The organism is Pseudoalteromonas marina (genome assembly GCF_000238335.3).
Lineage (GTDB): Bacteria > Pseudomonadota > Gammaproteobacteria > Enterobacterales > Alteromonadaceae > Pseudoalteromonas > Pseudoalteromonas marina.
Genome location: NZ_AHCB03000006.1, coordinates 299,165 through 322,854, shown reverse-complemented (window position 1 = coordinate 322,854; position 23,690 = coordinate 299,165). Strand labels below are relative to the sequence as shown.

23 protein-coding genes are annotated in these 23,690 nt (G+C 39.3%); 9 read left to right on the top strand and 14 right to left on the bottom strand.

The genetic code is table 11. From position 1 onward, the window contains the following. Positions 1 to 79: 79 nt before the first annotated feature. Positions 80 to 844: an EAL domain-containing protein gene (locus PMAN_RS10420; protein WP_010557036.1), complete on the bottom strand. Its 765-nt coding sequence runs from the start codon at positions 842 to 844 to the stop codon at positions 80 to 82. A 218-nt stretch (positions 845 to 1,062) separates the two neighbouring features. Between PMAN_RS10420 and PMAN_RS10415 the strand changes: the two genes are divergently transcribed. Then, positions 1,063 to 1,242, top strand: coding sequence for a 2TM domain-containing protein (locus PMAN_RS10415; RefSeq protein ID WP_006791451.1), 180 nt, complete (start codon positions 1,063 to 1,065; stop codon positions 1,240 to 1,242). A gap of 69 nt (positions 1,243 to 1,311) precedes the next feature. Here PMAN_RS10415 and PMAN_RS10410 read toward each other — a convergent pair whose 3' ends face one another. The 3 genes from PMAN_RS10410 to PMAN_RS10400 all read right to left on the bottom strand — a co-directional run bounded on the left by PMAN_RS10410 (position 1,312) and on the right by PMAN_RS10400 (position 3,544). Next, the gene (locus tag PMAN_RS10410) at positions 1,312 to 1,749 is read right to left on the bottom strand and encodes an OsmC family protein (protein WP_010557037.1); all 438 of its coding nucleotides are present in this window, start codon (positions 1,747 to 1,749) and stop codon (positions 1,312 to 1,314) included. Positions 1,750 to 1,874: 125 nt separating this feature from the next. Continuing rightward, entirely contained in the window at positions 1,875 to 2,012 is a 138-nt protein-coding gene (locus tag PMAN_RS10405) for a DUF2256 domain-containing protein (protein ID WP_010557038.1), read from the bottom strand. Positions 2,013 to 2,014: 2 nt separating this feature from the next. Beyond that, entirely contained in the window at positions 2,015 to 3,544 is a 1,530-nt protein-coding gene (locus PMAN_RS10400; protein ID WP_010557039.1) for a cryptochrome/deoxyribodipyrimidine photo-lyase family protein, read from the bottom strand. Positions 3,545 to 3,729: 185 nt separating this feature from the next. On the opposite strand from PMAN_RS10400, the gene PMAN_RS10395 reads away from it, so the two are divergent. From PMAN_RS10395 to PMAN_RS10380, 4 genes are all read left to right on the top strand, one after another. Continuing rightward, on the top strand, positions 3,730 to 4,338 hold the full coding sequence (locus PMAN_RS10395; RefSeq protein ID WP_010557040.1) for a flavin reductase family protein: 609 nt from the start codon (positions 3,730 to 3,732) through the stop codon (positions 4,336 to 4,338). A 43-nt stretch (positions 4,339 to 4,381) separates the two neighbouring features. After that, positions 4,382 to 6,307 (top strand): alpha/beta hydrolase family protein, encoded by a 1,926-nt coding sequence (locus PMAN_RS10390; RefSeq protein ID WP_010557041.1) that lies wholly within the window; start codon positions 4,382 to 4,384, stop codon positions 6,305 to 6,307. Positions 6,308 to 6,447: 140 nt separating this feature from the next. Continuing rightward, on the top strand, positions 6,448 to 7,890 hold the full coding sequence (locus tag PMAN_RS10385) for an ATP-binding protein (RefSeq protein ID WP_010557042.1): 1,443 nt from the start codon (positions 6,448 to 6,450) through the stop codon (positions 7,888 to 7,890). A 74-nt stretch (positions 7,891 to 7,964) separates the two neighbouring features. Continuing rightward, positions 7,965 to 8,636 (top strand): response regulator, encoded by a 672-nt coding sequence (locus PMAN_RS10380; protein WP_006791444.1) that lies wholly within the window; start codon positions 7,965 to 7,967, stop codon positions 8,634 to 8,636. 33 nt (positions 8,637 to 8,669) lie between these two features. On the opposite strand, the gene PMAN_RS10375 is transcribed toward PMAN_RS10380, so the two are convergent. Beyond that, positions 8,670 to 9,524: a PA4780 family RIO1-like protein kinase gene (locus tag PMAN_RS10375; protein WP_008132303.1), complete on the bottom strand. Its 855-nt coding sequence runs from the start codon at positions 9,522 to 9,524 to the stop codon at positions 8,670 to 8,672. 292 nt (positions 9,525 to 9,816) lie between these two features. On the opposite strand from PMAN_RS10375, the gene PMAN_RS10370 reads away from it, so the two are divergent. Further along, positions 9,817 to 10,092, top strand: a complete 276-nt coding sequence (locus PMAN_RS10370) for an EF-hand domain-containing protein (RefSeq protein WP_008132299.1) — start codon at positions 9,817 to 9,819, stop codon at positions 10,090 to 10,092. 12 nt (positions 10,093 to 10,104) lie between these two features. Then, positions 10,105 to 10,560 carry a hypothetical protein gene (locus tag PMAN_RS10365; RefSeq protein ID WP_008132298.1) on the top strand — a complete coding sequence of 152 codons (456 nt, stop codon included), beginning with the start codon at positions 10,105 to 10,107 and terminating at the stop codon, positions 10,558 to 10,560. Between the two features lie 57 nt (positions 10,561 to 10,617). On the opposite strand, the gene PMAN_RS10360 is transcribed toward PMAN_RS10365, so the two are convergent. The 5 genes from PMAN_RS10360 to PMAN_RS10340 form a co-directional block, all read right to left on the bottom strand. Beyond that, positions 10,618 to 11,994, bottom strand: a complete 1,377-nt coding sequence (locus PMAN_RS10360; RefSeq protein WP_010557043.1) for an FG-GAP repeat domain-containing protein — start codon at positions 11,992 to 11,994, stop codon at positions 10,618 to 10,620. A gap of 223 nt (positions 11,995 to 12,217) precedes the next feature. Continuing rightward, entirely contained in the window at positions 12,218 to 13,519 is a 1,302-nt protein-coding gene (locus PMAN_RS10355) for an MFS transporter (RefSeq protein ID WP_010557044.1), read from the bottom strand. A 159-nt stretch (positions 13,520 to 13,678) separates the two neighbouring features. Then, complete coding sequence (gene yghU, locus PMAN_RS10350; protein WP_010557045.1) at positions 13,679 to 14,521, bottom strand: glutathione-dependent disulfide-bond oxidoreductase; 843 nt, start codon at positions 14,519 to 14,521, stop codon at positions 13,679 to 13,681. 41 nt (positions 14,522 to 14,562) lie between these two features. After that, positions 14,563 to 15,144 (bottom strand): rhomboid family intramembrane serine protease, encoded by a 582-nt coding sequence (locus PMAN_RS10345; protein WP_006791437.1) that lies wholly within the window; start codon positions 15,142 to 15,144, stop codon positions 14,563 to 14,565. A 129-nt stretch (positions 15,145 to 15,273) separates the two neighbouring features. Next, positions 15,274 to 15,957, bottom strand: coding sequence for a type 1 glutamine amidotransferase domain-containing protein (locus PMAN_RS10340; protein ID WP_010557046.1), 684 nt, complete (start codon positions 15,955 to 15,957; stop codon positions 15,274 to 15,276). 165 nt (positions 15,958 to 16,122) lie between these two features. Here PMAN_RS10340 and PMAN_RS10335 point away from each other — a divergent pair, with 165 nt between their 5' ends. Continuing rightward, on the top strand, positions 16,123 to 17,046 hold the full coding sequence (locus tag PMAN_RS10335; RefSeq protein ID WP_010557047.1) for a LysR family transcriptional regulator: 924 nt from the start codon (positions 16,123 to 16,125) through the stop codon (positions 17,044 to 17,046). 19 nt (positions 17,047 to 17,065) lie between these two features. Here PMAN_RS10335 and PMAN_RS10330 read toward each other — a convergent pair whose 3' ends face one another. The 4 genes from PMAN_RS10330 to PMAN_RS10315 form a co-directional block, all read right to left on the bottom strand. Further along, positions 17,066 to 17,800, bottom strand: a complete 735-nt coding sequence (locus tag PMAN_RS10330; RefSeq protein WP_010557048.1) for a dienelactone hydrolase family protein — start codon at positions 17,798 to 17,800, stop codon at positions 17,066 to 17,068. An 81-nt stretch (positions 17,801 to 17,881) separates the two neighbouring features. Further along, entirely contained in the window at positions 17,882 to 19,207 is a 1,326-nt protein-coding gene (locus PMAN_RS10325; protein WP_010557049.1) for a glycerophosphodiester phosphodiesterase family protein, read from the bottom strand. A gap of 74 nt (positions 19,208 to 19,281) precedes the next feature. Further along, complete coding sequence (locus tag PMAN_RS10320) at positions 19,282 to 20,130, bottom strand: carboxylate/amino acid/amine transporter (protein ID WP_010557050.1); 849 nt, start codon at positions 20,128 to 20,130, stop codon at positions 19,282 to 19,284. Between the two features lie 101 nt (positions 20,131 to 20,231). After that, positions 20,232 to 22,373 (bottom strand): M3 family metallopeptidase, encoded by a 2,142-nt coding sequence (locus PMAN_RS10315; RefSeq protein WP_010557051.1) that lies wholly within the window; start codon positions 22,371 to 22,373, stop codon positions 20,232 to 20,234. Between the two features lie 310 nt (positions 22,374 to 22,683). On the opposite strand from PMAN_RS10315, the gene PMAN_RS10310 reads away from it, so the two are divergent. Continuing rightward, a complete protein-coding gene (locus PMAN_RS10310; RefSeq protein WP_010557052.1) occupies positions 22,684 to 23,544 on the top strand; it encodes a mechanosensitive ion channel family protein in 861 nt (286 codons plus the stop codon). The last annotated feature ends 146 nt before the right edge of the window (positions 23,545 to 23,690 follow it).

Sequence of the window (23,690 nt, the reverse complement as noted above, 5' to 3'; positions counted from 1 at the left end):
TAACAGATTAATGCCGTTTTACAATGAGCGGCATTAATCAAGCTTTGTATAAATTTAAGGTGTGCGATTATTCTCTACTTTACAAATCAAGGTTCACATTGGGTAAGCACTCAAAGCCAGGCTTTGCAAATAAGTAGCCCTGCATTAATTCAACCCCCGCGTGTTTAAGCCACACGTATTCTTCTACTGTTTCTATACCTTCAGCCAGTGCTGTAATATTTAAATCTCTAAACATATTTAGGCAGTGGGTTACTATTAATTGGCGTTTTTTATCGCTGTTTATATCTCGTATAAGTGCCATATCTAGCTTAATGATATCTGTTTGAAAGTCAGCAAGTAGATTTAAGCCAGAGTAACCTGCACCAAAGTCGTCTGTGGCGGTTTTAAAGCCTAATGATTGATAATAATCAACTACACGCTTTATATGTGCAGTATCTTCTACTTTTTCTACCTCGGTAAATTCAAACATGATGTTTTTAATAGGAAAATTATACTTTTTAGCCGCCTCTAATGTAGTACGAATGCAGCGCTCAGGCTTATAAATAGCGTTGGGTAAAAAGTTAATGCTTAGCATTGAGGTAATGCCTAGTTTGGCGGCAAGTTCAATTGCTTTAATACGGCAAAGCTGGTCAAACGCATAGCGGTTACTTTCGTTTACCTTAGAAATAATAGAATAAGCAGATTCGCCGTTTAGTCCCCTCACTAATGCCTCGTAGCCAAAAATATTGTTGCTTTGGCAATTTATGATCGGTTGAAACGCCATTGAAAAATCAAACTCAAGTGTGTTTGCATCTTCACAGTTACTGCAGGTAACTTTTGTGCAATTTGTTGATTTTTCATTCATTTAGTTCGGCCTTTTTAATATAAGCATTTAAGGTTAGTTTAAGTTCGATCTTAACACAAACAAGTTAAAGTATGAGTTTTTATATTTTAAGTAGTAAGAAATAATTAATAAGTAGGCCCTAATTAATGACACTTGTCATAATATTGAGTGACTTTTAACAGCTGTATTTGTTTTGTTTATGCTTAAAAATAACCCTATACACAAAGAGGAGAGTAAATATGAATACATCAACATTTTTTGAAAATCTAAAGCGTTATTTAGCTGTATTAGCATTGTTAACAGTCATTAATTTAATTACCTCGCCAAATTATTTATGGGTAATATGGCCGGCGTTGGGTATGGGGATTGCACTACTTAACGATTTATTAGATTTAAACAACTCAAAAAGGGTTGGCTAATGAATGAAAAGCCAAGTAAAAAACTCACTTGGCTTAAGTTGCATATTATTGAAAATAACTATGGTTTGGTTATGAGGCGTTATCGAGTGTTGCTTTAAGTGAAATTTCGGTATTAAGCAGCTTTGAGATAGGGCAGCCTTTTTTAGTTTGCTCACATAAGGCCTGAAACTGCTCATTAGCTATGTCACTAATACGTGCTTTTACTTCAAGTGCTATATGCGTCACTGCAAAGCCATCGTCTACTTCATCAAGGCTTACCGTTGCTTTGGTATCAATTTTATCGGCTGTAAAACCAGCATCACCTAATGCAAGCGACAGCGCCATGCTAAAACAGGCACTGTGTGCGGCACCTACTAGCTCCTCAGGGTTTGAGCCTGGCTCATCTTCAAAACGGGTATTAAAGCCGTACGGCTGTTTATCAAGTGCACCACTTTGCGTTGAAATACTGCCTTTGCCTGTTTTAATATCGCCAGACCAGTTTGAGTTTGCCGTTTTTTTAATCGTCATCATCTTCTCCTTGTTTAAATGTAAGTTTTTCAGATTAGGTAAGCGTTATTTACAAAAAGCTTAAATAAAACCGAAAAAACATTAATTTCAGATGATGTTGCAAAATAGACGCCAGTAAATTGCAATCACTTATTATTTCGTTTACACCGCTCTGAGCAATAAATGACATTGTCCCAATCTCGTTGCCATTTTTTACGCCACGTAAATGGTTTATTACAGATAGGGCAAATTTTTTGCGGTAGGTTTAGTTTTTTATGCGCCATAGTTACTTAACCTGAGTGTTATTTTTAGCGGTGTTTTTATTTTTTACTTTGCTTGTGTTAGGTGTGATTGCAACATGCTTTCTAAGTATTTTTCCTATGGCACGTTTAACTTCAGGACGATCTCGGTATTGCCATAATCGCTCGCGGGCGTCTTTTGAGGCGAGTGTTAAATCAAGCATAGGCTCGGGGTAATCTTCACCCAGTTTAAAATCGTTAAAAAGCGCTTCCATTGGTGTTTGCTCCCACGGCTCGTGTAAATATTCAATAGGGAGCTTTTCAAGTTCAGGGCACCACTTTTTTATAAAGGCGCCTGTTGGGTCCTGATCTTCAGATTGCTTTATCGGGTTGTAATGGCGAATGGTATTAATACCCGTAACCGATGCCTGCATTTGAATTTGCGGATAATGAATACCTGGTTCAAAGTCTAAAAAATAGTTAGCTAACGGAAAGCTTGCTTGCTGCCAGCTTATGTTTAAATGGTGTGTTACAAAGCTCACCAACATAGCGCGCATTCTAAAGTTAATATAACCGGTGGCCTTTAAACAGCGCATGCATGCATCTATTATAGGCACGCCTGTTTGCCCCTGCGCCCAGCGCTCAATGTCACGCTTTACATGTTTATCGGTACGATACGGAAATGAATGATAGCCCGAGTTTAATGCTTTAAACTCCATAGTGCATTCGCTTTCAAATTTTTGCATAAAGTGGCAATGCCAATGCAAACGAGATACAAAAGCAGCAAGCGGGCGCTTCCAACCTTTTTTATCAGGATGGTTTGAATGATAAGCGTCAATCGCAGTTTGATAAACTTGCCTAAGGCTTATATTTCCCCATGCTAAATATGGCGATAGTCTAGAGCAATGGGTGCGGCTTAAGCTAGGGCTAGATATTCCTTTTTGATAGCCTTTACCGCGTTGGGTAAAAAAACTTTGCATAACTTCTCTAGCATGAAGCGGGCCGCCCTGCTGAAAATTGTCATCATCTTGAGTGTAAGTTTCAGGTAATTCTGGATTGTTATAATTTTTAAGTTTGACGGTATTAACATTCTTCCAATTGGGTATAGCAAGCGGAGCCTGCATTGTTTTTTGCCAGCGTTCGTTCCAATTGTCACGGTTTTTTTTACCACGAATAACAGCGCCTGTTGGCGACTCTTGCCAGTTAATATGGTTATGGTGGCACCAAGCTTTAATTGCTAAGTCGCGTTCAAAGGTATTATTTAGCCCTATTTCTTGGTGGCTAAAAATATGTGATATTTCAAACTGCCCATCAAGCCTTTGAAGCAGAGTTTGCATGTTCTCATTGAATATATACACCTTTGCATTAAAGCGCGCTAATTGAGAGTTTAAATCAACAATAGACTGGTACACAAAGCGCCAGTGTCGTTCATTATAATGTGCATCCTCAAGCAGAAGTGGTTCAAAGTTGTAAATTAGTAAGGTAGGTAGGCCAGTGTCAAACGCACTTTTTAATGGCTGATGATCGCTTAAGCGTAAATCGCGTTTAAACCACACTATATTTATTTTTTCACGCATTTAATTTACGACTCTTAGCTTAAATTAGTATATTGATGTTCACTTTATTTGGTGTTTTATTGCGTTTGTATTTTTATTAACGTGTACTGTTTGCTACAAAAAACGCACTAAAATAAAAAAGTTAAAGTTGTTAGTACGTAAAGGTTTCAAATTGCGATTTAGTTTTAATAATAAAAAGGAAAAACATGTTTTTAGATTTAACTAGCAATGCTGATCACAATGTATATTCATATTTAGTGGGCGGTATAAGCCCGCGCCCAATTGCATGGATCAGCACGTTAAGCGAAAAAGGGATTGCGAACATTGCCCCGTACTCATTTTTTACCGTAGCAAGCTGTAATCCCCCTGTATTAAGTGTTACTCAGGTAAATCCGCGTGATCACGCTAACAAAGACACGTTAACTAATTTACTGGCGACTAAAGAGTGCGTGGTCAATATTGTTAGCCATAGCTTAGTTGAACAAATGAACCAAAGCTGTGCCAATTACCCTAATAACGTAAGCGAGTTTGATGAAGCAAATATACAACAGGCGCCAAGTACATTAGTGAGCCCGCCAAGTGTCGAGGCTTCTAAAGTACGCTATGAATGTACCTTGCGTGAGGTAATTACGGTTTCAGAAAAAACCGGTGGCGGAAAAATGATGTTATTGGATATAGTTGGTATATGCGTTGATGATGCAATATTAGTAAACGGTTATATTGATCCTGCTCGATTAGAGGCTGTAGGGAAAATGGGTGGCGATTACTTTAGTACGACAAAAGATAAATTTGTTCTTAAGCGCCCTCAGTTATAGAATACGGACCTGATTTAAAAACATAAAAATAAAAGGACTTTTGATGCGTAAACTTATTGCTGCTGCATTGATCACTCTTATTAGCTTTAATACTCTCGCCGAACAAGATAAAAAATTGCCAATAGAAGCCTTTGCGGGCTTAAAAGACTTTAGCCAAGTAAAGCTTTCGCCTAATGGTGAAAACCTTGCCTTTGTAAGAAACAACAAAGGCACTTTAATTCTAATGGTAAAAAACTTTAAAACAGGTGTTATTACCCCTATTTTACAGTCTGACAACCAAACTGTATTTTTTGACTGGTATAGCTGGGCGAATGATGATGTTCTGTTGCTTGGTGCACGCCATATAAAGTACCAATTTGGTGGTGCTAAATATACTTCAACTCTTATGTATGCTTATAACTTAACTAACGATAAAGGCATTAAGTTGGCTATGAGGGGAAATGCCGCTCGTGGCGAGAGACAGCCACAGTTTGCCGATAAAATTGTTAGTTTTTTACCTAAGCAAAAAAATAAAATTTTAGTGCAGGGTGACTTTAAAATAGCTAATACTCCTGCGGTATACGAGTTAGACCTAACCACATTGCGCAGAACGCAAATACAAAGGCCTCGTAATAATGTTACAGCGTGGTTTTCCGACAGACAAGGCAATGTGCGAATCGCTAAAATAATGGACGATACTCAATTTACTTATGAATTACTTAACGCTGAGACCGGAGACTGGGACACGTTATTTGATTACGAAGTATTTAGTGAGCAAAGTATTTCTATATTAGGGTTTGATAAAAACCCTAACCTTTTATATATCTCGGCTTTGCACAACGGGCGAGATGCATTGTTTAGACTTAACCTAACTACTAAAGAGCGCGAGTTAATTTACAGTAATGATAAATACGACTTTGATGGTTCTATTTTTTATTCTAGCAAAACAGGTGAGGTTGCAGGCTTTACTGATTCTCATTTAGAGGACGGGGTAAACTACTGGGATGCAGATTTAGATAAATTGTACCGTTCGCTACGTGCATCGCTCGCTAAAGATGAGTACGATCTTGACATTGTAAGCACCACCGAAGACCAACAAAAGTATATTGTTTACTTTACCTCAGACAGCACCTCTGGCATGTACCTTCTTGGCGATAGAACTAAAAATGAATTGTCTTTACTTGCTCATGCCTATCCGCAAATTGATGAAACAGTATACGGCGGTAAAGAACGCATTAGTTATAAAGCGCGAGATGGATTAACCATTGAAGGTTATTTAACGTTGCCTGTAGGGTATGAAAAGGGCGATAAATTACCCACTATAATATTTCCGCATGGTGGTCCAATGGCGCGAGATTACGCTAACTTTGATTATTGGACTGCATTATTGGCTTATCATGGTTACGCTGTATTACAGCCAAACTTTAGAGGCTCAAGCGGATATGGTTATGAGTTTTTAATGCAATCTATTCAGGGTTTTGGTTTAGCCATGCAAGACGATTTACAAGATGGCGCCAATTGGCTTATTGAACAAGGTATTGCACAACCTGAAAAAATTTGTATTGGTGGCGCAAGTTATGGTGGTTATGCAGCGTTAATGGCGGTTGTTAAGCACCCTGAAACATTTAAATGTGCTGCCAGTTTTGCAGGCGTAAGTGATTTAGAACACCTTGTTTTTAAAGCGCGTTACTTTACCAATAAAGAAATAGTCAGAAAACAGTTTGGTACAGACGACGATATGCTAGAAGCTAACTCTCCTGTAACGTATGCAAAGCAGATTAACCGACCTATATTATTGGTTCATGGCAGTGATGACAGTGTAGTGCCTGTTTACCATAGTCGGGAAATGGAAGATGAATTAGACGATGAAAATAAAGACGTTACTTATATTGAGTTAGAAGATGGCGATCATTATTTATCGCATCAAGCACATCGCGTTAAAACGCTGCAGGCTTTTTTAGATTTTTTTGATAAACATTTAAAAAACTAAACAATACAAAGGCGACTTAGGTCGCCTTTTTTGTACAATTTTTTAAGTAGGTGCACATTGTTTGCACGTTTAGTTGTTAAACTTATTTAAATATGGCCAAGTTATAAGTGGCGGTTTAATTTTAAGGTGAACGCTTCCCCATGAAAATTCACAATAAACTTTTTTTAATTTTGTTTAGCTTTACCTTTAGCATTATTGCGGGGCTGGTGGTGCTCATACAATGGAGCATAGGCCAAGGTGTTATTGATTATGTGAATGCAAAAGAAATAAAAGCACTTGAGCCGCTTCTAGCAAAGCTCGCAAAGCAATACGAAAGCAGTGCCTCGTGGGACGAAGTCATCCGTGACAATAAAAGCTTTAGACGCCTTGTTGAAGCCGAGTTACAAAGCAGCCAATTTTCTGAATTTGCAGAACGCCCAAGTCCTAGAGGCCGGTCAATGAGGCCACCACCACCTGAACGCGGTCGCTTTGATATGAAAGGCCCTCCCAGACCAAACGATATTGCTCATTACGCGTTACTTGATAAAAATAAGCAACCGATAAGAGGGCGTTATCTCGATGAACTCACCTATATCAATACGCCAATTACTGTTAACAATATAGTCATTGGTTATTTAGCTGTTTCAAAAAGAGATAATTTGGTTGATGGCTACGAGCTTGATTTTTTAGAACAGCAAACAGACTACTTATGGTTTATTGCTATAGCTGCTGCGTTATTTACGTTGCTGTTAACTTTTTTACTATCACGGCATTTAGTAAGCCCGGTAAAAAAAATAGCAACCGGGATGCATCAGCTTACGCAAGGTCACTTCACTACTAAGCTGACTCTTGATAGAAAAGACGAATTAGGCCAATTAAGTGAAGATTTTAATACACTGGCCTTTACACTAGCTAAAGATGAGCAAGTACGTAAACGCTGGTTAGCTAATATTTCTCACGAATTAAGAACACCAATGAGTATTTTGCTGGGTGAACTTGAAGCAATGTTACTTGGCGTACGTGAGCCTAACACCCAAAATATTAGTTCAGCTAATGATGAGGCGATGCATTTAAAGCGCCTAATAGATGATTTACATATGCTAAATAGTGCCGAATTAGGGGGGATGCATTACACCATGCAGCCAACCGATTTAACAATACTGTTAAATACAATCGAGCAAAAATATCAGGTTATATTTGAGCAGCATACAATCAAACTATATCTATTAAATAGCGCTCAATACGCCAATGTTGAGGCTGATAAAACACGGCTACTGCAGTTGTTTGATAATATTTTAATGAATGCAGTTCATTATGCTCAGTGCACGACTATTTCAATAACTGCTAAAAACATAAGTAAAAAAGGGCAGTCATTTATTGAGCTGAGTATTGAGGATAATGGGGTTGGGGTAGAGTCTTCACATTTAGCGCATTTGTTTGAATACCTGTATCGAGTTGATGGTGCGCGTAACCGCCAAGAAGGTGGTTCAGGCCTTGGTTTATCAATCTGTAAACATATAGTTGAAGGTCATAATGGTGAGATAGTCGCAGAAAAAGCGGACCTAGGTGGTTTAGCTATTATTATACGCCTGCCAACCATTTAACAATGTTTAAACCTAATCTTTAAATTGCCTACTTTATTAAGTGGTTTGAATTTACGTTACGAATAGAGGTGCCAATGAGTGAACACATTTTGATAGTTGAAGATGAAGAAAAATTATCTAATCTAATGAGTGATTTTTTAATGAATCATCATTTTAATACTCATCAAATACACCATGGGAATGACGTACTTCCATGGCTTGAAATTAATAGGCCAAGCCTTATTTTGCTAGACGTAATGTTACCAGGTCAAAGCGGAATCGAATTATGTAAAGCGATTAGGCGTTTTTCCAATGTGCCTATTATTATGGTATCGGCCAAAGTAGAAGAGATAGATCGCTTGCTAGGGCTTGAGTTAGGCGCAGATGATTATATTTGTAAGCCGTTTAGTTACGCAGAGTTGGTTGCGCGGGTAAAAGCTATTTTAAGGCGTCTCAACGTTTCAGCAGTACAAACATCGGTAATGCAATTAGATGAAACCACCTATAAAGTAAAATACCAAGATAACGACATTGAGCTAACTAACTTTGAGTTTCAGTTGTTTAAACCTTTGTTTAATAACCCGAGTAGAATTTATTCACGAGATAGCTTAATGGATACCATGTACACCGATCAGCGTATTGTGAGTCATAGAACGATTGACAGCCACATAAAAAAATTGCGTAAAAAGCTGGATGAATTAACTAAAACAGAGAGTGTGATTCAATCTGTTTATGGGGTAGGTTATCGCTTTGTACACCCGCAATAAGGGAACAAAGCGATTAACAAAAACGTTGGCGTTTTATTCTTCGTCTGAAAAGTTAATGCGCGCTAGTCGCTCTTGCTCTTCATCGGCTGCAGCTTGTATCTCGTCTAGTACTGAATCAACGTCAGCTTCTTCGCTGTCATCTTCAAATTCACCGGTGAGTATAGAATTAGGTGTAAGTTTTGCCTCTTCAAATAGCGCCCACATTTCTTTAGCGTATTGGGTATTTAACAACTCAGGTGCAAACTCACTATAGTAACGACGCATGTTGTTTACGTCACGAGCAAACATGGCTTCAGCGCTATTGTTAGCAGACGCATTTACAGCTTGCGGTAAATCAATAATCACAGGGCCTTTATCGTCAACAAGCACATTAAACTCTGATAAGTCTCCATGAATAATACCCGCGCACAGCATAAGCATAATGTAATGCATCATCAGTGTATGTTGTTTTATAGCTTCCTCTTTACTCATACTTACATGGCCTAGCTGCGGCGCAACATCGCCTTCGCTGTCAGACACAAGCTCCATAAGTAAAACACCATCAACACAAAAATATGTATCGGGTACACGCACACCGGCTCTAGCTAAACGAGAAAGAGCATCAACCTCAGCATTTTGCCAAATTTCTTCTTCTAACTGGCGCCCGTAACTTGAGCGTTTTCCCATTGCGCGAGCTTGGCGACCACCGCGAACTTTTCGGCCTTCTTGGTATTGTGCGGCTTTTTTAAAACTGCGTTTAACAGCATCTTTATAAACCTTTGCACACCGAATGTGTTCACCACAGCGAACTACAAATACATCGGCTTCTTTACCGCTCATTAGTCGGCTAAGTACTTCGTCAATTAAACCGTCATCGATAAGGGGTTGTAAGCGTTTTGGTGTTTTCACAGCTTGCCTGCTAAGTGGAGTTGGTTATTAATCATTATTTAAGAAAGTGCTCTGTAATTAGTTGTTTTATATACTCAAGCAGTATATCAGCTTTGAGAATTAAGGGCAGTATTACGCGCATTTACACATGCTTGCGTTAGCTTATCTGCTGATTGTAAATTGAGCAACCAGAACGCCCTAGAACACATCAATTTTTTAAATTATTTAATACTTCCTTATTATTTGCACATTTTTTGCGTTTTTAAGGTGTAAGTTTACGGTATCAACACGCCCTAAATATAAGGTTATTACTATGAAGCATTTAACATCAACAGCAATGATTGTATTACTTAGCATTGTTTTTTCGGCCAATATTGCTGCAAAAGGAAGTAATAACAAACCGCCTAAGCCAGACTTTTCAACTCTCGACACCGATGGCAATGGTGCAATTAGTTTTGATGAATTTAATACTAAAAAGCCACCTCACGGTGACGCACAGACTATTTTTGATGAAATTGATGCTGACGGTAATGGGGAAATCAGCGAGCAAGAATTAAGTGAACATAAACCACCTCGTCGTGAACGTTGAAAGGAAACTAACATGATCAATTCAATAAACAATAACGCTACTAATTTTATGCCGCAGCAAAAAAGCCAAGCTGTATCGCTAACATCAGAACAAAGTGATTTTGTAAAAGAAACGCTAGCGCAATTTGATCCCGAAAACTTAACCTCTGAAGATGCAAAGAGCATTCAAGCTGCGTTTGAAGAGCAGGGTATTTCACCCACTAAAGAGCTGGCAGAATTAATGAGCGAGCTTGAATTTGATGCTAAAAGTATTGGTGATGCTGGCCGACCTGAAGGGCAAAGACCGCCTCCACCGCCACAAAATTCACTAGAGCAAGTTAATACAGAAGATGTAGTAAGTTACCTTGATGAATTACTAGAGCAGTATTCAAGCCAAATAAACGATGAAGATAAAGACGCTATACTATCGGCTGTTCAAGAAAAGTTTGGCTTGTCTGAATCTGATTCGTTACTCAGTATTAAAGCGTAAATATATGTAAAAGCTAACATTAAAAGCCCAGTAATACTGGGCTTTTTGTGTAGGTGGTTAGTTTAAGCGGGTTTTAATTTTACTGGTGCCATCTTCTTCGGTAAATTTAAATACAAAGTCTTTTTTACCGTCTTGGTTAATGTCAACTAACAAAATATCTTTACTTTTTTTAGGTAGGGTTAATTTTATTTTTTTACGCTTTTTGTTCAGCAAATTGTCCTCTTCGCCGTAGTACACATAGAGCGTTTTTTTGCTGTATTTATATACCGCATCAGTTTTGTCATCCCCGTTTATATCGCCTATGTATAAGGGTGGGGTTGCATCGCCATTGCTCATATTTATTTCCATCTCAAGGTCAATCTCTATACTTGATTTACTAGCAAATGAGCCATCGGTTTGTTGCTTATAAATATTCATCTCTACATCTACGTCAGTTTTACCACCGCCCATAGCCATAGAGGCAATAGTGCCAAGGCCAATGTCTAAGTCCATTGTTTGCAGGTCTATTAAGCCATCGTTATTAAAGTCTGTTTCAAATACAAGCTGACTAGGGCCGCTGGTATTTAACAATTTAATAGGTGTTTTACTAAACCCTGTTTTATTACCTAAATAAAGGTTATGCGCTATGTCAATATCGAGCGAATCCATACCTTCCACTGGCTTATATTGCTTGGTAATAAAGTCTAAATAGCCATCGTTGTTTATATCAAGAAGCTGCTTTATTTTGCGTTTTTCACCGTTACTAAGCTCGCCCAACTCAATATTAAAATTAACGTCAGCCATGGCTTTGTTGTAACCATTAGTATTTGCGTAAAGCACATTGGCGCCTTGTTTATTTAAAAACACTAAGTCATTTAGGCCGTCGTGATTAAAATCCGTAATTGTAGGTTGGTTATTAATATCAACTTCAAGGGTGAGACCATCTTTTGAAAAATCACCAGTAAACTGCGTCTTTTTTTCAAAAGTATGAGGGGTAAATTGGCCGTTGTTAGTTTGAATATAAAGGGTTGTTTGGTTTAAGTCTGGGAGCAAAATATCACTCAGGCCATCTTTGTTGGCATCAATGATAAAGTTTATTTTTTCAAACTCTGTTACTTCTAACTGGTTTATTACTGATGTATATGCAAATAAAAGTGAAGGTTTTTCTTTATCCGCTTTGTAAATGCCATCGCTAGCTACCACAAGCGCTTGCTTATCATTTGTATTAGCAAGTGTTGCCACGTCAAAACCAATTGCATTGTCAGGCAGAGCGAGCTGAGAGTTTTGTGCTGATAGTAAATCAATGCGTTCTAGCTGTTTAAGCTCTTTGTTAAAAGCAAATAACGTTGTCGAGTCGGTTGTTACTAACCCTTCAGTGGTTTTAATCGACATGGTTTGCGCTAATAAAGTACTAGGCGCAAGCAATATAAGTAATGCACTAAACGGTTTTAACATGGTAAATCCCTTTGTATAGTTTTAAGTAGGCGAATATTTAACTCTTTTCAGCCTACGGCAAAAACTAACGTTAGGGTGTAAGTAATTGTAATAAAATGTTTATGCTAGTTAGCTTAATTAACCTAAGCGCTGAGCATATTTGCTAAAGATAGGTTTATTGTCCACAGTGCAGTTTAATCAAGTAAGCTGCTTTAGGTATTTGTGCAAGTTGGTATGGTTAGAATTACTCTATTTTAGGTAAAAATAATGCACTAATGGCGCCACAAAACCCAAGCAGGCTGTAGAGCAAAATAAGTTCAGCGGTAGATAAAAAGCTCTCAAGCAATCCAATGCTGCCTAACAGGAGTAAAAGCACGCCAATAACCGTGTTACTTACTGCAACATAGTCGGTGCGCTTGTTTCCTTGTGCCATATCGACTAAGTACGTTTTGCGGCCAAGGCGTACACCTTGGTGAGCAACAGAGAGTAAAAAGTAAAGTGTAGGCAGCAACCACCAAGCACTCAACAAATGGTTAAACCAGGTTGCAATAACAAATACCGTTAAACCATTAAAAGTTACTAGCATGGCACTAAGCACTAAAACTCGTTGGCTTGATAGGTCGCTTAATCGCCCCCAAATTGGCGCGGACACTAAACTGGCTAACCCCGATACAGCAATAAATGTTGCAAGTAACGAAAACTCAAACGATTGGCGACTCGCTAAAATAATATAAAATGGCGAGCTTAAAGCTGAGCACAATAAAAAAGCACGTGTGACAACAAAGTGGGCAAATTGCTTATCTTGGTAAAGGATTTTAAGTTTTGTAAATGCATGCAGTAGCCCGTTTTTCCCACCGTCGGTAGCCCCTTTGTATTCATTTATGCGGCTATAAAAAAAGGCCGCCACAATCCACATTATTGCGCCCAATACCAAGGCAATTAATACCGTGTTTTGTTCTTTCTGCTGTGAAAAAAACCACATCAGTAGTCCAAAGGTTAGGGTTGCCAAACCTGCAATACTTGCCGCTAAGCCGCTAATATTGCCTCGCTGTTTTTTGGGGATCACTTTACCCAGTACATCTTTTGCTGCTACTGAATTAAAGCCTCGTGCTAAACTAAATAATATTAACAAACCTAAAATAGCGAAGCCTGCTTGTTTTCCCTCTAATACAAAAGCAACGCCTACCATGGCTAATATACATATCGATTGCGCAATAGCGCCAATTACCCACACCCATTTACGAACAGATAATTTGCGGATCACATCGGCAATGGCCAACTGCGGAAGTAAAGAGCCAGACTCCCTTATTGGCACAAGCCACGCTATAAAGCTGCCAGGTACGTTTAAGCTATGCATTAACCAGGGAAGCGTAACTTTGGGATTGAGTAGTGCGTCTGCAAACTTACTAAACAGCTGGCTTAGTAATAAAATAATGAAGTTACCGGGCACCTCTTTACATGCAGACTCATCAATTTCTTTGCAAGCTTTAGCATCTTCTTCATTGTTAAGGCGCTTATAAATTTGCTCTTTTGTTAGTTTGACCACGGCTTTTCACTGTTTTTAGGTAAGTAAATTTATACTAGATTGATATGATTAAATATTCTACTTTCAGGCAGGGTGAGGTGATCATTTTATTAGCGCCATATTTATAGCGGACATAAAAAACCAGCATTTAAGCTGGCTTTTTTGGTGCGTTGTAGCACTTTATTTAAAGTCGTCTGCGCTATGTCGCTCGGCTAATTGCTCTTCCTCGGGCCCCCATGTGCGATTAACACGGCGACCTCTTTTAACCGCTGGACGCTCAGCGATTTGTTTGGCCCACCTAACAACATGCGTATAAGAGGCAACGTCTAAAAACTCAGCAGCATCGTATAAGTCGCCTAATACAAGTGAGCCATACCAAGGCCAAATAGCAATGTCGGCAATTGAATATTCATCACCTGCCATATAGTCGTTATTGCTTAAATGCTGATTAAGTACATCGAGTTGGCGTTTGGTTTCCATAGTAAAGCGGTCAATGGGGTATTGCATCTTACTTGGCGCATAGCTATAAAAGTGGCCAAATCCGCCACCTAAGTAGGGTGCAGAGCCCATTTGCCAAAATAACCAGTTACGGCACTCGGTTTTTGCTACAAGGCTTTTGGGTATAAGTGCGTCAAACTTTTCACCTAAATATTGTAAAATAGAGCCAGACTCAAATACACGAGTTGGCGGTGTTGTTGAGTGATCGAGTAACGCAGGAATTTTTGAGTTTGGATTAATATCAACAAAGTCAGAACCAAACTGATCTCCCTCGCCAATATTAATTAGATAAGCATCGTATTGCGCATCATTAAGGCCAAGCTCTAAAAGTTCTTCAAACATAATAGCGGCTTTTTGGCCATTAGGCGTTGCCAGCGAGTACAGTTGAAATGAATGCTCGCCAATAGGCAAGGTTTTGTCATGAGTTGCCCCAGCTATGGGTCTATTAATACTGGCAAACTTACCGCCACTTTCACTTTCCCACGTCCACACTTTGGCTGGTGTGTAATCGTTTGTATCGCTCATAAATAACCTCACTGTTAGATTGATTCACTTAAAATAGTTTTTTACAAACCTTTTTGTCTATCTGCTTTTGCTAATTTATAACCTAAAAACAACCCGCTTAGGGCTCCGAATAAGTGGCTTTCAAACGAAATATGAAAGCGTTGCGGCAATACGCCCCAAATAAATCCGCTATAAAGTATGGCAACAACGATAGCGATTACGATTGATTTTAGCGAACGCCTGACCACGCCATAGCAGAGAATAAAACCCCACAACCCGTATATTACGCCGCTCAAACCAACATGAAGGCTACTACGGCCAAATGCCCACACTAATAACCCGCCCACAAGTGCGGTGAAAATAAATACAGAGTAGAACCGTTTAACACTGTATTGACAAATGAGCCAGCTGAGCACCGCAAAAGGCAGCATGTTACTGGCAAAGTGCCACCAGCTACCGTGTAGAAACGGAGCGCAAAGTATGCCTATTAAACCTTGTATGCTGCGCGGGTAAATACCTAAACCATTGAGGTTTATACCAGGAAGGCTATTAATAACTTGAAGTACAAAGCAAGCAGCGACAATGCTAAATATAGCAAAGCGAGTCGTTGTTAGTAATGACAGAGACGTAGGCTTGGTTGTCATAAATTTCCTTAATTGACCTTAAACAGTTGCCAGTATAGGAATTGTATTTGGTAATGAAAAGCAAATAAAAAGCACAGCTCAAATGCTGTGCTTAATTAAGGCCGCGTTAACCTTAGTATTTAAATACTATTAACCCAATTTAGTTAATAGTTTTTTAGCAGCAAGCTCTGAACTTGCAGGGTTTTGACCCGTGATCAGCAAACCGTCTTCTAGGGCAAGTACACCCCAATCTTCGGTTTTTTGGTAGTCGCCACCTTTTTTGATTAGCTCGTCTTCCACTAAAAAAGGAACTACGTCAGTCAGTTGTACGGCTTCTTCTTCGCTATTAGTAAAGCCAGTTACTTTTTTACCTGCTACCAATGCATTGCCGTCTGCATCTTTAACATTTAAAAACACAGCACTTGCATGACATACGCCAGCAACTGGTTTTTCTTCTTTAACAAAACTTTCAATTAGTGATACAGAATCGGTGTTATCTACTAAATCCCATAATGGGCCGTGGCCGCCTGGGTAAAATACTGCGTCGTAATCGCTTGAGTTTACTTCGCTTAGTACATGTGTGTTGGCCATTAGCGCTTGTGCTGCGCTGTCTGCATCGTAACGTTTAGTTGCATCGGTTTGAAAATCAGCAAGTGTGCTTGTAGGGTCAATTGGCGGTTGGCCACCAGCAGGAGACGCAAGTGTCACTTCAGCGCCAGCATCAACAAATGCATAGTAAGGTGCTGCAAATTCTTCAACCCAAAAACCGGTTTTTTCACCTGTGTTACCAAGATCCGCATGTGAAGTAAGTACCATAAGTATTTTTTTAGCCATAACTATATTCCTTCGATAATTGAGTTAATTACTATTTGGTATTCACCAAACTCGTATCATTACTATATGCATTTAAATTACTTTAAACAACGATGATAAATTTGACTTTATTGGTTTAATAATTGATACAATGAATGAGTTGAATTTTAACTAGGCGGAAAAGCCATGAAAGTGTCATTCGAGCAATTAAAAAGTATGGTGGTGTTTGCACAAATTGTAGAGCAGGGAAGTTTAACAGGCGCTGCGAAGCAATTAGGTTTAACACGTGCTGTGGCAAGCTATCACTTAAAAAAATTAGAAACCCAGCTTGAAGTTACACTTTTAAACCGCTCTACTCGCACAATGACACTTACAGAGGCCGGTATAGCGTACTACGAGCGTTGTCGCGTTATTACTGAGCAAGCCAATGCCGCTAATCAACAAATAGAGAATATAAAAAGCGAGCCGCAAGGTTTACTTAAAGTGAGTTGCCCCGTTAATGTAGGGATGCAATTAATTGTACCCGCTATAAATACGTTTAAGCGCCAATATCCAAAAATTGAGATCGACCTACAGCTGACCGACGACGTAGTAGATATAATAAAAAATGGTTTTGATATTGCTATTCGAGGTGTTGCGTTAAGTGACTCAAACTTACAAGCGACAAAACTGACCACAATGAGTACCTGTATTTGTGGCTCTTCAGATTACTTTAACTATTTTGGTAAACCTAAAACGCCAGCTGAGTTAAAAGCGCATAAATGGGTTGTGTATCAGCTGGGGAGTAAAACTTTAACGCTTCAAAAAGAGGGCAAAAAGCACGACATTACAATGCAAGGTGGTTTAAGCACAAATAATGCGGCAGCACGCACGGCATTTGTAGAGGCAGGGCATGGTCTTGGCCGTATTCCCTTATATGATGCCTGGCCAAAGGTGCAAGCTGGGCTACTAGAGATCATATTAGACGATTACAAAACTAAAGATATTGAGCTTTACGGGGTGTTTCCGCCAGGTGCTACAGGCTCTAAAAAACTTAGGTTATTTATCGATTATTTAAAAGCGTACTTTGTAAAGCAGCATACCGCGCTGGGTATGCTGAAAAGTACTTAGTAAGACGTTTTTCAAGTGTTTATAAAGTGCGATTAAATAGCGCCACGGCTTGTTGGTACATTGCGATTGCCAATGCACCGTCGTATCGCTCACCTTCATCACGCATAAAGGCATGTTGCGCGTTAACTTCTTGCCACTGGTAATTAATGCCTGTCGTTACACATTGCTGATAAATTTTACTGCGGCCTTCTTGTGGTACATGAGGGTCTTGTTTACCCCAAATAAAATGTATTTCACCTTGTATATCGGCCATGCGCTCAAATGAATTGTTTCCTTCTTGAGCTGGTAATGTATTGCTGTGAATATCCGTTGCGTATAAGCAAAACGCTGCTTTAATTTGGGGATTAAGTGCAGCTCTATAAGCTAAATGTCCGCCAATACATACACCCATCGCCCCCACTGAACCTGAGCAATACTGCTGCAATTTTACAAAATCGATTAATGTTTGTGTGTCGCTATCGTGATGCTCAAGCGGTTTTTTCCACTTATCCGCATTGCCTTTGTCTTTACCTGCATCATCGTAAGCAAGTACAGTTCCGATAGGGTTTAACTCATGAAATACCTCAGGCACGAGTACAACAAAACCATGGCTTGCCAAAAGTGCGGCACTTCGAGCAATAGGAGCCGTTTGCTGAAAAATCTCAGAATAAAAAACAATGGCAGGAAACTGCCCATCCGCTTGTGGACGATACACTGTGGTTCGCATTCGGCCTGTTGGCGTTGGTAAGTCGGTATTATGTTGTTGGATGATCATAAAAGCGCTCAGTTAAAAAGGTTTGGTAATTTCTTTATGGTAACTGAGCGCAGCAGAATAAACGACCGCTGAAATGCGTTTTTAAATGCTAGCTGGCATTTTATTACAGCTTGCGTAGTAGCTTACCGTGGCCGGCCAATCAGAAAATATACCCATTACCCCCACTTGTTTTGCTAAAACATCAACTACAGTCATCATATCGCCATCGTTATTGATTACATCAGCAATTGACTGATAATAATAACCACCCCCTTCATTTAGCGGCCCTGAGCGCTCAAGGCTCCATGCTATGAGCTTCAAACCTGCCGCTTTTGCTTCAATTGCGTATTGTGAAGGAACAATATTGTTATCGTTATCGATGGTAAGCATCATCCAAATGGGAGGCGCAAGTATTTTAACGTCGTCAGCAACCAGTTCAGCCATGCTTGGTTGCCATGTTGCTGGATTGCTCGGGTCAAAACCAGCTTCACTATCGCGACCATCTAAATAAACACTTTGATCTGCAAATTCAGGGTTGGTGTTAATCCAATATTTAACATCGTCTAAATTAAACGATTGTGGGTATACCTGATTTGCGGGAACATCTAATTGCGTGTACTCATCAAGCATTTTTTGTGCGTATTGTTCTTGGCTCATACCATCAAAAGGCATGCTAACTTGAGGCGACTTAAGCTCTGGGGTCATTTTTACACCCAACTCTTTAAATAACTCAATACTTTGCTTGTGGGTTAATAGCGTTCCTGTTTTTGAGTATAAATCGGTACGCCAATTTGGGGTGCCGTCAAGGTATTCTGCCACTGTGGTGGCTTTAGGATTCGCACCGTCCATTTTCCCTTCAAGGGTTAAAAATTCGCTCAGGCTAATATCGCTTGTACAGCACTTTGCTGAAGCGGGAGTCCCGGTATTTGGATCGGCTGGGGTAAATGGCACACTGCATTTGGCGGCAAGTTCTGGGATAGCTAAAATATTAGTGGTGGTATGTAAGTCACATTGTGAGTGGCGACACACTAGTTCTTTATCGTTTGTAAACGTTACATCGCACTCTACAATACCTGCGCCCATTCGCGCTGCTGCAATATAAGATTCTTTAGTGTGTTCAGGGTATTGCATTGGGGCACCGCGATGCCCAATTGAAAAGTCTGTCGTGTAAAATGGGCCATCTTGGCATGATGCTAATTGTGTTTTTAACTCGCTTGGCGCCATGTCGTTAATTAAATAATCAGGGCGTGTGCCAAGTTGAACATTGCTACCTTGGGCAACTTCTACAACTACTGGCGTGGGTACTTCTACAATTTCAACTTCAGTGTTAGTTACTAAAACGTCTTTTTCGACTACTTTAACTTCATCGTCACAACCGGTAAGTGCAACAATTAGAAGGCAACTGGCAGATAAGGTAATACGCTTCATTGTTTATCCTTAAAAAATAAAAGTTGCACTACCTTAGTAACTCTTAATGACAATTAAGCGACAGAAAAGTGAACTTATTTTTTCGTCATTATCCGATTAACCACTAACGCTAAAAGCATTATTGCTGCACCAATACTTAGCCTAAAAATATCGGCATCTCTATTCCAAATAACAATATTAACAATAATACCGGCAGGGATGAGTAAGTTATTCATGACCGCTAACGCCCCAACATTGACAAGCGTTGCGCCTTTATTCCATAAAAAATAACCCAAGCCTGAGGCCACTATCCCTAAATAAATTAAAATCCCCCATTGTGTATTTGTGCTTGGCAGCTTGCTCGGGTTACCAAATAATGCGTAACATAAGCCTGCAACAAAAAGCGCACCAATAAAAAACCAGCTAAATGCCGCCTTGTCGTCAAGCTGCTTGCCTTGCATTAACCGTTTGTAAGTAACTTGCCCAGTTGCAAAACTTAAATTGGCTCCTTGCACAAGCAACAGCCCTAGCCAAAAGTCATTGTCGAGATTTTCATAACGAATTGCTACTGCACCCAGCACGGCAATTAAGGCAACAATAAAAAATTGCGGATTAAACTGTTTGTTAAGGGTATCGTTTAATAAAGTAATATAGAGCGGCGTCATAACCGTAAAAAGCAATACTTCAGGGACGCTTAAAAACAAAAATGAGTGGTAGTAAAAACTGTACATAACCCCAAGTTGCACAGCGCCTATCAACATAAGCCTGATTGCGGTGGCGGGAGGAAGGCGTTTGATAAACGGTAAAAATACCAATGTAGCTAGCGCAACACGGATTAATACGCTAAACCATGCATCAACGTGCCCAGCTAAATATACGCCAATTAAACTAAACGAAAATGCCCAAAGTAGGGTCACTGCAAATAAATAGCCCATAACCATCATTTTGTAATAACTAATTGGCTAAGTTTATCTGTTATAAATTAAGGTATAAACAATAAAAGCCCGCAAGCGGGCTTTTATATTAAAAATAATAAGTTAAGTTATTATTCTACCAAACCGCGGCGCTTAAGTAGTGCGTCGGTTGTTGGTTTTTGACCTCTAAACTCAATGTAGCTTTGCATTAAGTCACGGCTATTACCTTTTGATAGGATTTCTTTACGGAAGTTGTCGCCGTTTTCACGTGTTAAACCACCGTTGTTTTCCATGTGTGCAAATGCATCGGCTGCAAATACTTCAGTCCAAAGGTATGCGTAGTAACCCGCAGAGTAACCGCCGGCAAATGTATGGCTAAAGTAGTTTGATTTATAACGCGGTGGTACAGGGTAGTAATCAATACCATGAGCTTTTAGCGCTGCGTTTTCAAACTCTTGAACATCATTGATTTTCTTATCTGAACCAAATGAATGCCATTCCATATCCAGTAAAGCAGCCGCTAAATATTCAGTCGTACCAAAACCTTGGTTGAATTTTTGCGATGCTAATACTTTATCAAGCAATGCTTGTGGAATTGGCTCACCTGTTTTGTAGTGCTTAGCGTAATTAGCAAGTACGCTAGGCTCAATCATCCAATCTTCATGTGCTTGAGATGGAAACTCAACAAAGTCACGCGCTGTTGCAGTGCCAGCAAGGCTTGGGTATTTAACATCTGAGAATAAACCGTGAGCCGCATGACCAAACTCATGGAACATAGTCGACACTTCGTCAAAGGTCATAAGCGTTGGCTCGCCTTCAGCAGGCTTTGGAATATTTTGCGCGTTATAAATAACAGGTTTAGTGCCTTTTAAGCCGCTTTGGCTTACATATGCACTCATCCATGCGCCGCCACGCTTGCCTTCACGTGCGTATGGGTCCATGTAAAATAAACCAATTGCACTGCCGTCAGCGTTAAATACTTCATAAACGGTTACATCTTCGTGGTAAACCGGTAAGTCTTGACGTTCTTTGAACGTAATACCGTATAGTTTATTCATCGCAAAGAATAAGCCATCGTTAATTACTGAGCTCATTTCAAAGTAAGGTTTAACTAACGCAGGGTCTAGGTCGTATTTTTCAGCACGTACTTTTTCAGCGTAAAATGCCCAATCCCAAGGTTTAAGTTCGAAGCTTTCGCCCGAATCATTAATTACTTTTTGGATAGCTGCTGCTTCAATTTTTGCTTTTTCAACTGCTTTAGGGGCAAGGTCATCTAAAATGCCGTATACATTTTCAGTTGTTTGCGCCATACGCGAGGTCATTACATACGAAGCCCAATCTTTGTAGCCTAAAAGCTCTGCTTTTTGTGCACGTAAGTTTGTTTCTTCAATGATGATAGGGCCATTTGTTTGTGCTGCACGGTTTGCTGAGGCAGTAAAAATTTGCTCACGTAACTCGCGGTTTTCAAGGCTTGATAAAATAGGCTGTTGCGTGGTGTTCACAAGCGTGATCATGTAACCTTCTTTGCCTGCTTTTTTAGCTGCAGCTGCTAGGCCTGCAATTTCACCCTCAGAAAGGCCTGCAAGTTTAGACTTGTCAGTAACAACAATCACGTCTTCTTTAAACGATTTTAAAACGTTTTGCGAAAACGCAGTAGATAAGTTAGCAAGTTGTGCGTTAATTTCGCGCATTTTTGCTTTTTCTTCGTCACTTAATTTAGCACCGGCTTTTACAAACTGCTTGTAGTAAAAGTCAACAAGGCGTTGATCTTCAGCGCTTAGTGCTGCTTGGTTATCGTAGATTGTTTGAACGCGCTCAAATAAAGCACCGTTTAAATAAATGTCATCAGAGTGAGCCGATAATACTGGCGCCATTTTTTTACTAATGCGCTGGTATTCGTCATCTGAAATTAAGCCCGATAAGTTATAAAATGCCGTTGATACACGGTTCAATAACTCACCAGATAGTTCCATTTCAACTAATGTGTTTTTAAATGTTGCTGGCTCTGGGTTATTAGCAATTGCTTGAATTTGAGCTGTATGCTCTGCAATACCCGCGTCGAATACAGCTTCGTAATCTTTAGTACCAAATTTATCAAACTCAGGTGCCATGTATTGTAAAGGACTTGGTTTGAATAACACATTGCTTGCGTTTACGTCTTGCACTTGTGCTGCGCTTTCTTTTGCCATTGTTTGTGTTTCTGATTTATTTTCTGAACAGGCAGATAGTAATAATGCACTAGCAATTGTAGTGGCGATTAGGGTTTTACGCATAATAACTCCATAGAAAGATTAGCCGGGATAGGCTTTTCGAGTCGAAAAACCCACTTAACTTACCAAATTTTGATTTATATACAATAAAGTTTATCGAGATTATGCAGGATTTAAACGCAAATTAGCTAAAAATAGATGTTTAGATAGGTAAAAGTAGCTTGTGTTGTTTGTTTTTTGGTGGCACAAGTACTGCAAAATAACAAAGTGCAATTTTTAAAGTCAGTTAAATTGCATTGTGGCGTGCTAATGTTAGTTAATTAAAACACATTCACTCTATAATAATATTAAAGACCCCCTGATTGGAAAATAAATGAATTTAGAACAAATAAACGAAATCCTTTCTTTTGTTGTATTTAGTTACAACGATATACAACTCACAGTGGCAAAAATAATTCAGGTACCACTTATTTTATTTGCAATGTGGTTTGTGGTGACACACATTGGTAAGTTAATAAAAAGAACTTTACTCGCCAAGAAAATAAGCCAAGATGCTGTTCATTTATTTACGCGTATTTATTTTATTTTAAGTATCGCCATTTTAGTTTTTACCTCGCTAGAAGTATTAAATATTCCATTGACGGCTTTTGCATTTGTATCGGGTGCTATTGCAATAGGTGTGGGGTTTGGTGCGCAAAATATAATTAATAATTTTATAAGCGGTTGGATATTAATGTGGGAGCGTCCTATTCGAATAGGTGACTTTTTAGAAGTAGGCAGTGCAAAAGGCGTCGTCGAAACTATTAATACACGTTCAACGCGGATTCGTCGAAATGATGGCGTACATATGTTGATCCCCAACAGCCAATTATTAGAAAACACCGTAACAAACTGGACGTTAATTGATGGGAATGCACGCTCGTCGGTAAGCGTTGGTGTTGCTTATGGATCGGATGTAGTTTTAGTTAAAAAGCTCATCCAACAGGTGCTTGATGAGCATAAAGCGATTTTAAAAACACCAAAATCGGCAGTGCTATTTGACGACTTTGCCGATAGCTCATTAGTTTTTAACGCTGTTTTTTGGGTATGTGCTGAATCTGAAACCATGCTTAGAACCGTGCGCAGTGATATTCGCTTTAGTCTGTACGATGTATTTGCGCAAAATAATGTAGTGATTGCGTTCCCTCAACGAGACATTCATATAGATGGAGAAATAGCCTTAAAACGAACGTGATAAAGCATTGAGGAAAAAACCGCCTAGTGCGGTTTTTCACCTTAGCAAAAATTGTTCCTAAGTTAGGTTTTTTAGTTAAAACGTTAAAACTGCTACTTTATTTGTAGTTTTATTGATAAGGACATATGTCCTTATAATTAGGTTTT

Bases quoted from the DNA above. Each gene is read 5' to 3' on its own strand.
- PMAN_RS10395 (WP_010557040.1), top strand. From the start codon at position 3,730: ATGTTTTTAGATTTAACTAGCAATGCTGATCACAATGTATATTCATAT.
- PMAN_RS10315 (WP_010557051.1), bottom strand. From the start codon at position 22,373: ATGCGTAAAACCCTAATCGCCACTACAATTGCTAGTGCATTATTACTA.
- yghU (WP_010557045.1), bottom strand. From the start codon at position 14,521: ATGAGCGATACAAACGATTACACACCAGCCAAAGTGTGGACGTGGGAA.
- PMAN_RS10330 (WP_010557048.1), bottom strand. From the start codon at position 17,800: ATGATCATCCAACAACATAATACCGACTTACCAACGCCAACAGGCCGA.
- PMAN_RS10320 (WP_010557050.1), bottom strand. From the start codon at position 20,130: ATGATGGTTATGGGCTATTTATTTGCAGTGACCCTACTTTGGGCATTT.
- PMAN_RS10415 (WP_006791451.1), top strand. From the start codon at position 1,063: ATGAATACATCAACATTTTTTGAAAATCTAAAGCGTTATTTAGCTGTA.
- PMAN_RS10410 (WP_010557037.1), bottom strand. From the start codon at position 1,749: ATGACGATTAAAAAAACGGCAAACTCAAACTGGTCTGGCGATATTAAA.
- PMAN_RS10390 (WP_010557041.1), top strand. From the start codon at position 4,382: ATGCGTAAACTTATTGCTGCTGCATTGATCACTCTTATTAGCTTTAAT.
- PMAN_RS10340 (WP_010557046.1), bottom strand. From the start codon at position 15,957: ATGGCTAAAAAAATACTTATGGTACTTACTTCACATGCGGATCTTGGT.
- PMAN_RS10360 (WP_010557043.1), bottom strand. From the start codon at position 11,994: ATGTTAAAACCGTTTAGTGCATTACTTATATTGCTTGCGCCTAGTACT.
- PMAN_RS10420 (WP_010557036.1), bottom strand. From the start codon at position 844: ATGAATGAAAAATCAACAAATTGCACAAAAGTTACCTGCAGTAACTGT.
- PMAN_RS10385 (WP_010557042.1), top strand. From the start codon at position 6,448: ATGAAAATTCACAATAAACTTTTTTTAATTTTGTTTAGCTTTACCTTT.
- PMAN_RS10365 (WP_008132298.1), top strand. From the start codon at position 10,105: ATGATCAATTCAATAAACAATAACGCTACTAATTTTATGCCGCAGCAA.
- PMAN_RS10380 (WP_006791444.1), top strand. From the start codon at position 7,965: ATGAGTGAACACATTTTGATAGTTGAAGATGAAGAAAAATTATCTAAT.
- PMAN_RS10400 (WP_010557039.1), bottom strand. From the start codon at position 3,544: ATGCGTGAAAAAATAAATATAGTGTGGTTTAAACGCGATTTACGCTTA.
- PMAN_RS10310 (WP_010557052.1), top strand. From the start codon at position 22,684: ATGAATTTAGAACAAATAAACGAAATCCTTTCTTTTGTTGTATTTAGT.
- PMAN_RS10345 (WP_006791437.1), bottom strand. From the start codon at position 15,144: ATGACAACCAAGCCTACGTCTCTGTCATTACTAACAACGACTCGCTTT.
- PMAN_RS10405 (WP_010557038.1), bottom strand. From the start codon at position 2,012: ATGGCGCATAAAAAACTAAACCTACCGCAAAAAATTTGCCCTATCTGT.
- PMAN_RS10370 (WP_008132299.1), top strand. From the start codon at position 9,817: ATGAAGCATTTAACATCAACAGCAATGATTGTATTACTTAGCATTGTT.
- PMAN_RS10335 (WP_010557047.1), top strand. From the start codon at position 16,123: ATGAAAGTGTCATTCGAGCAATTAAAAAGTATGGTGGTGTTTGCACAA.
- PMAN_RS10325 (WP_010557049.1), bottom strand. From the start codon at position 19,207: ATGAAGCGTATTACCTTATCTGCCAGTTGCCTTCTAATTGTTGCACTT.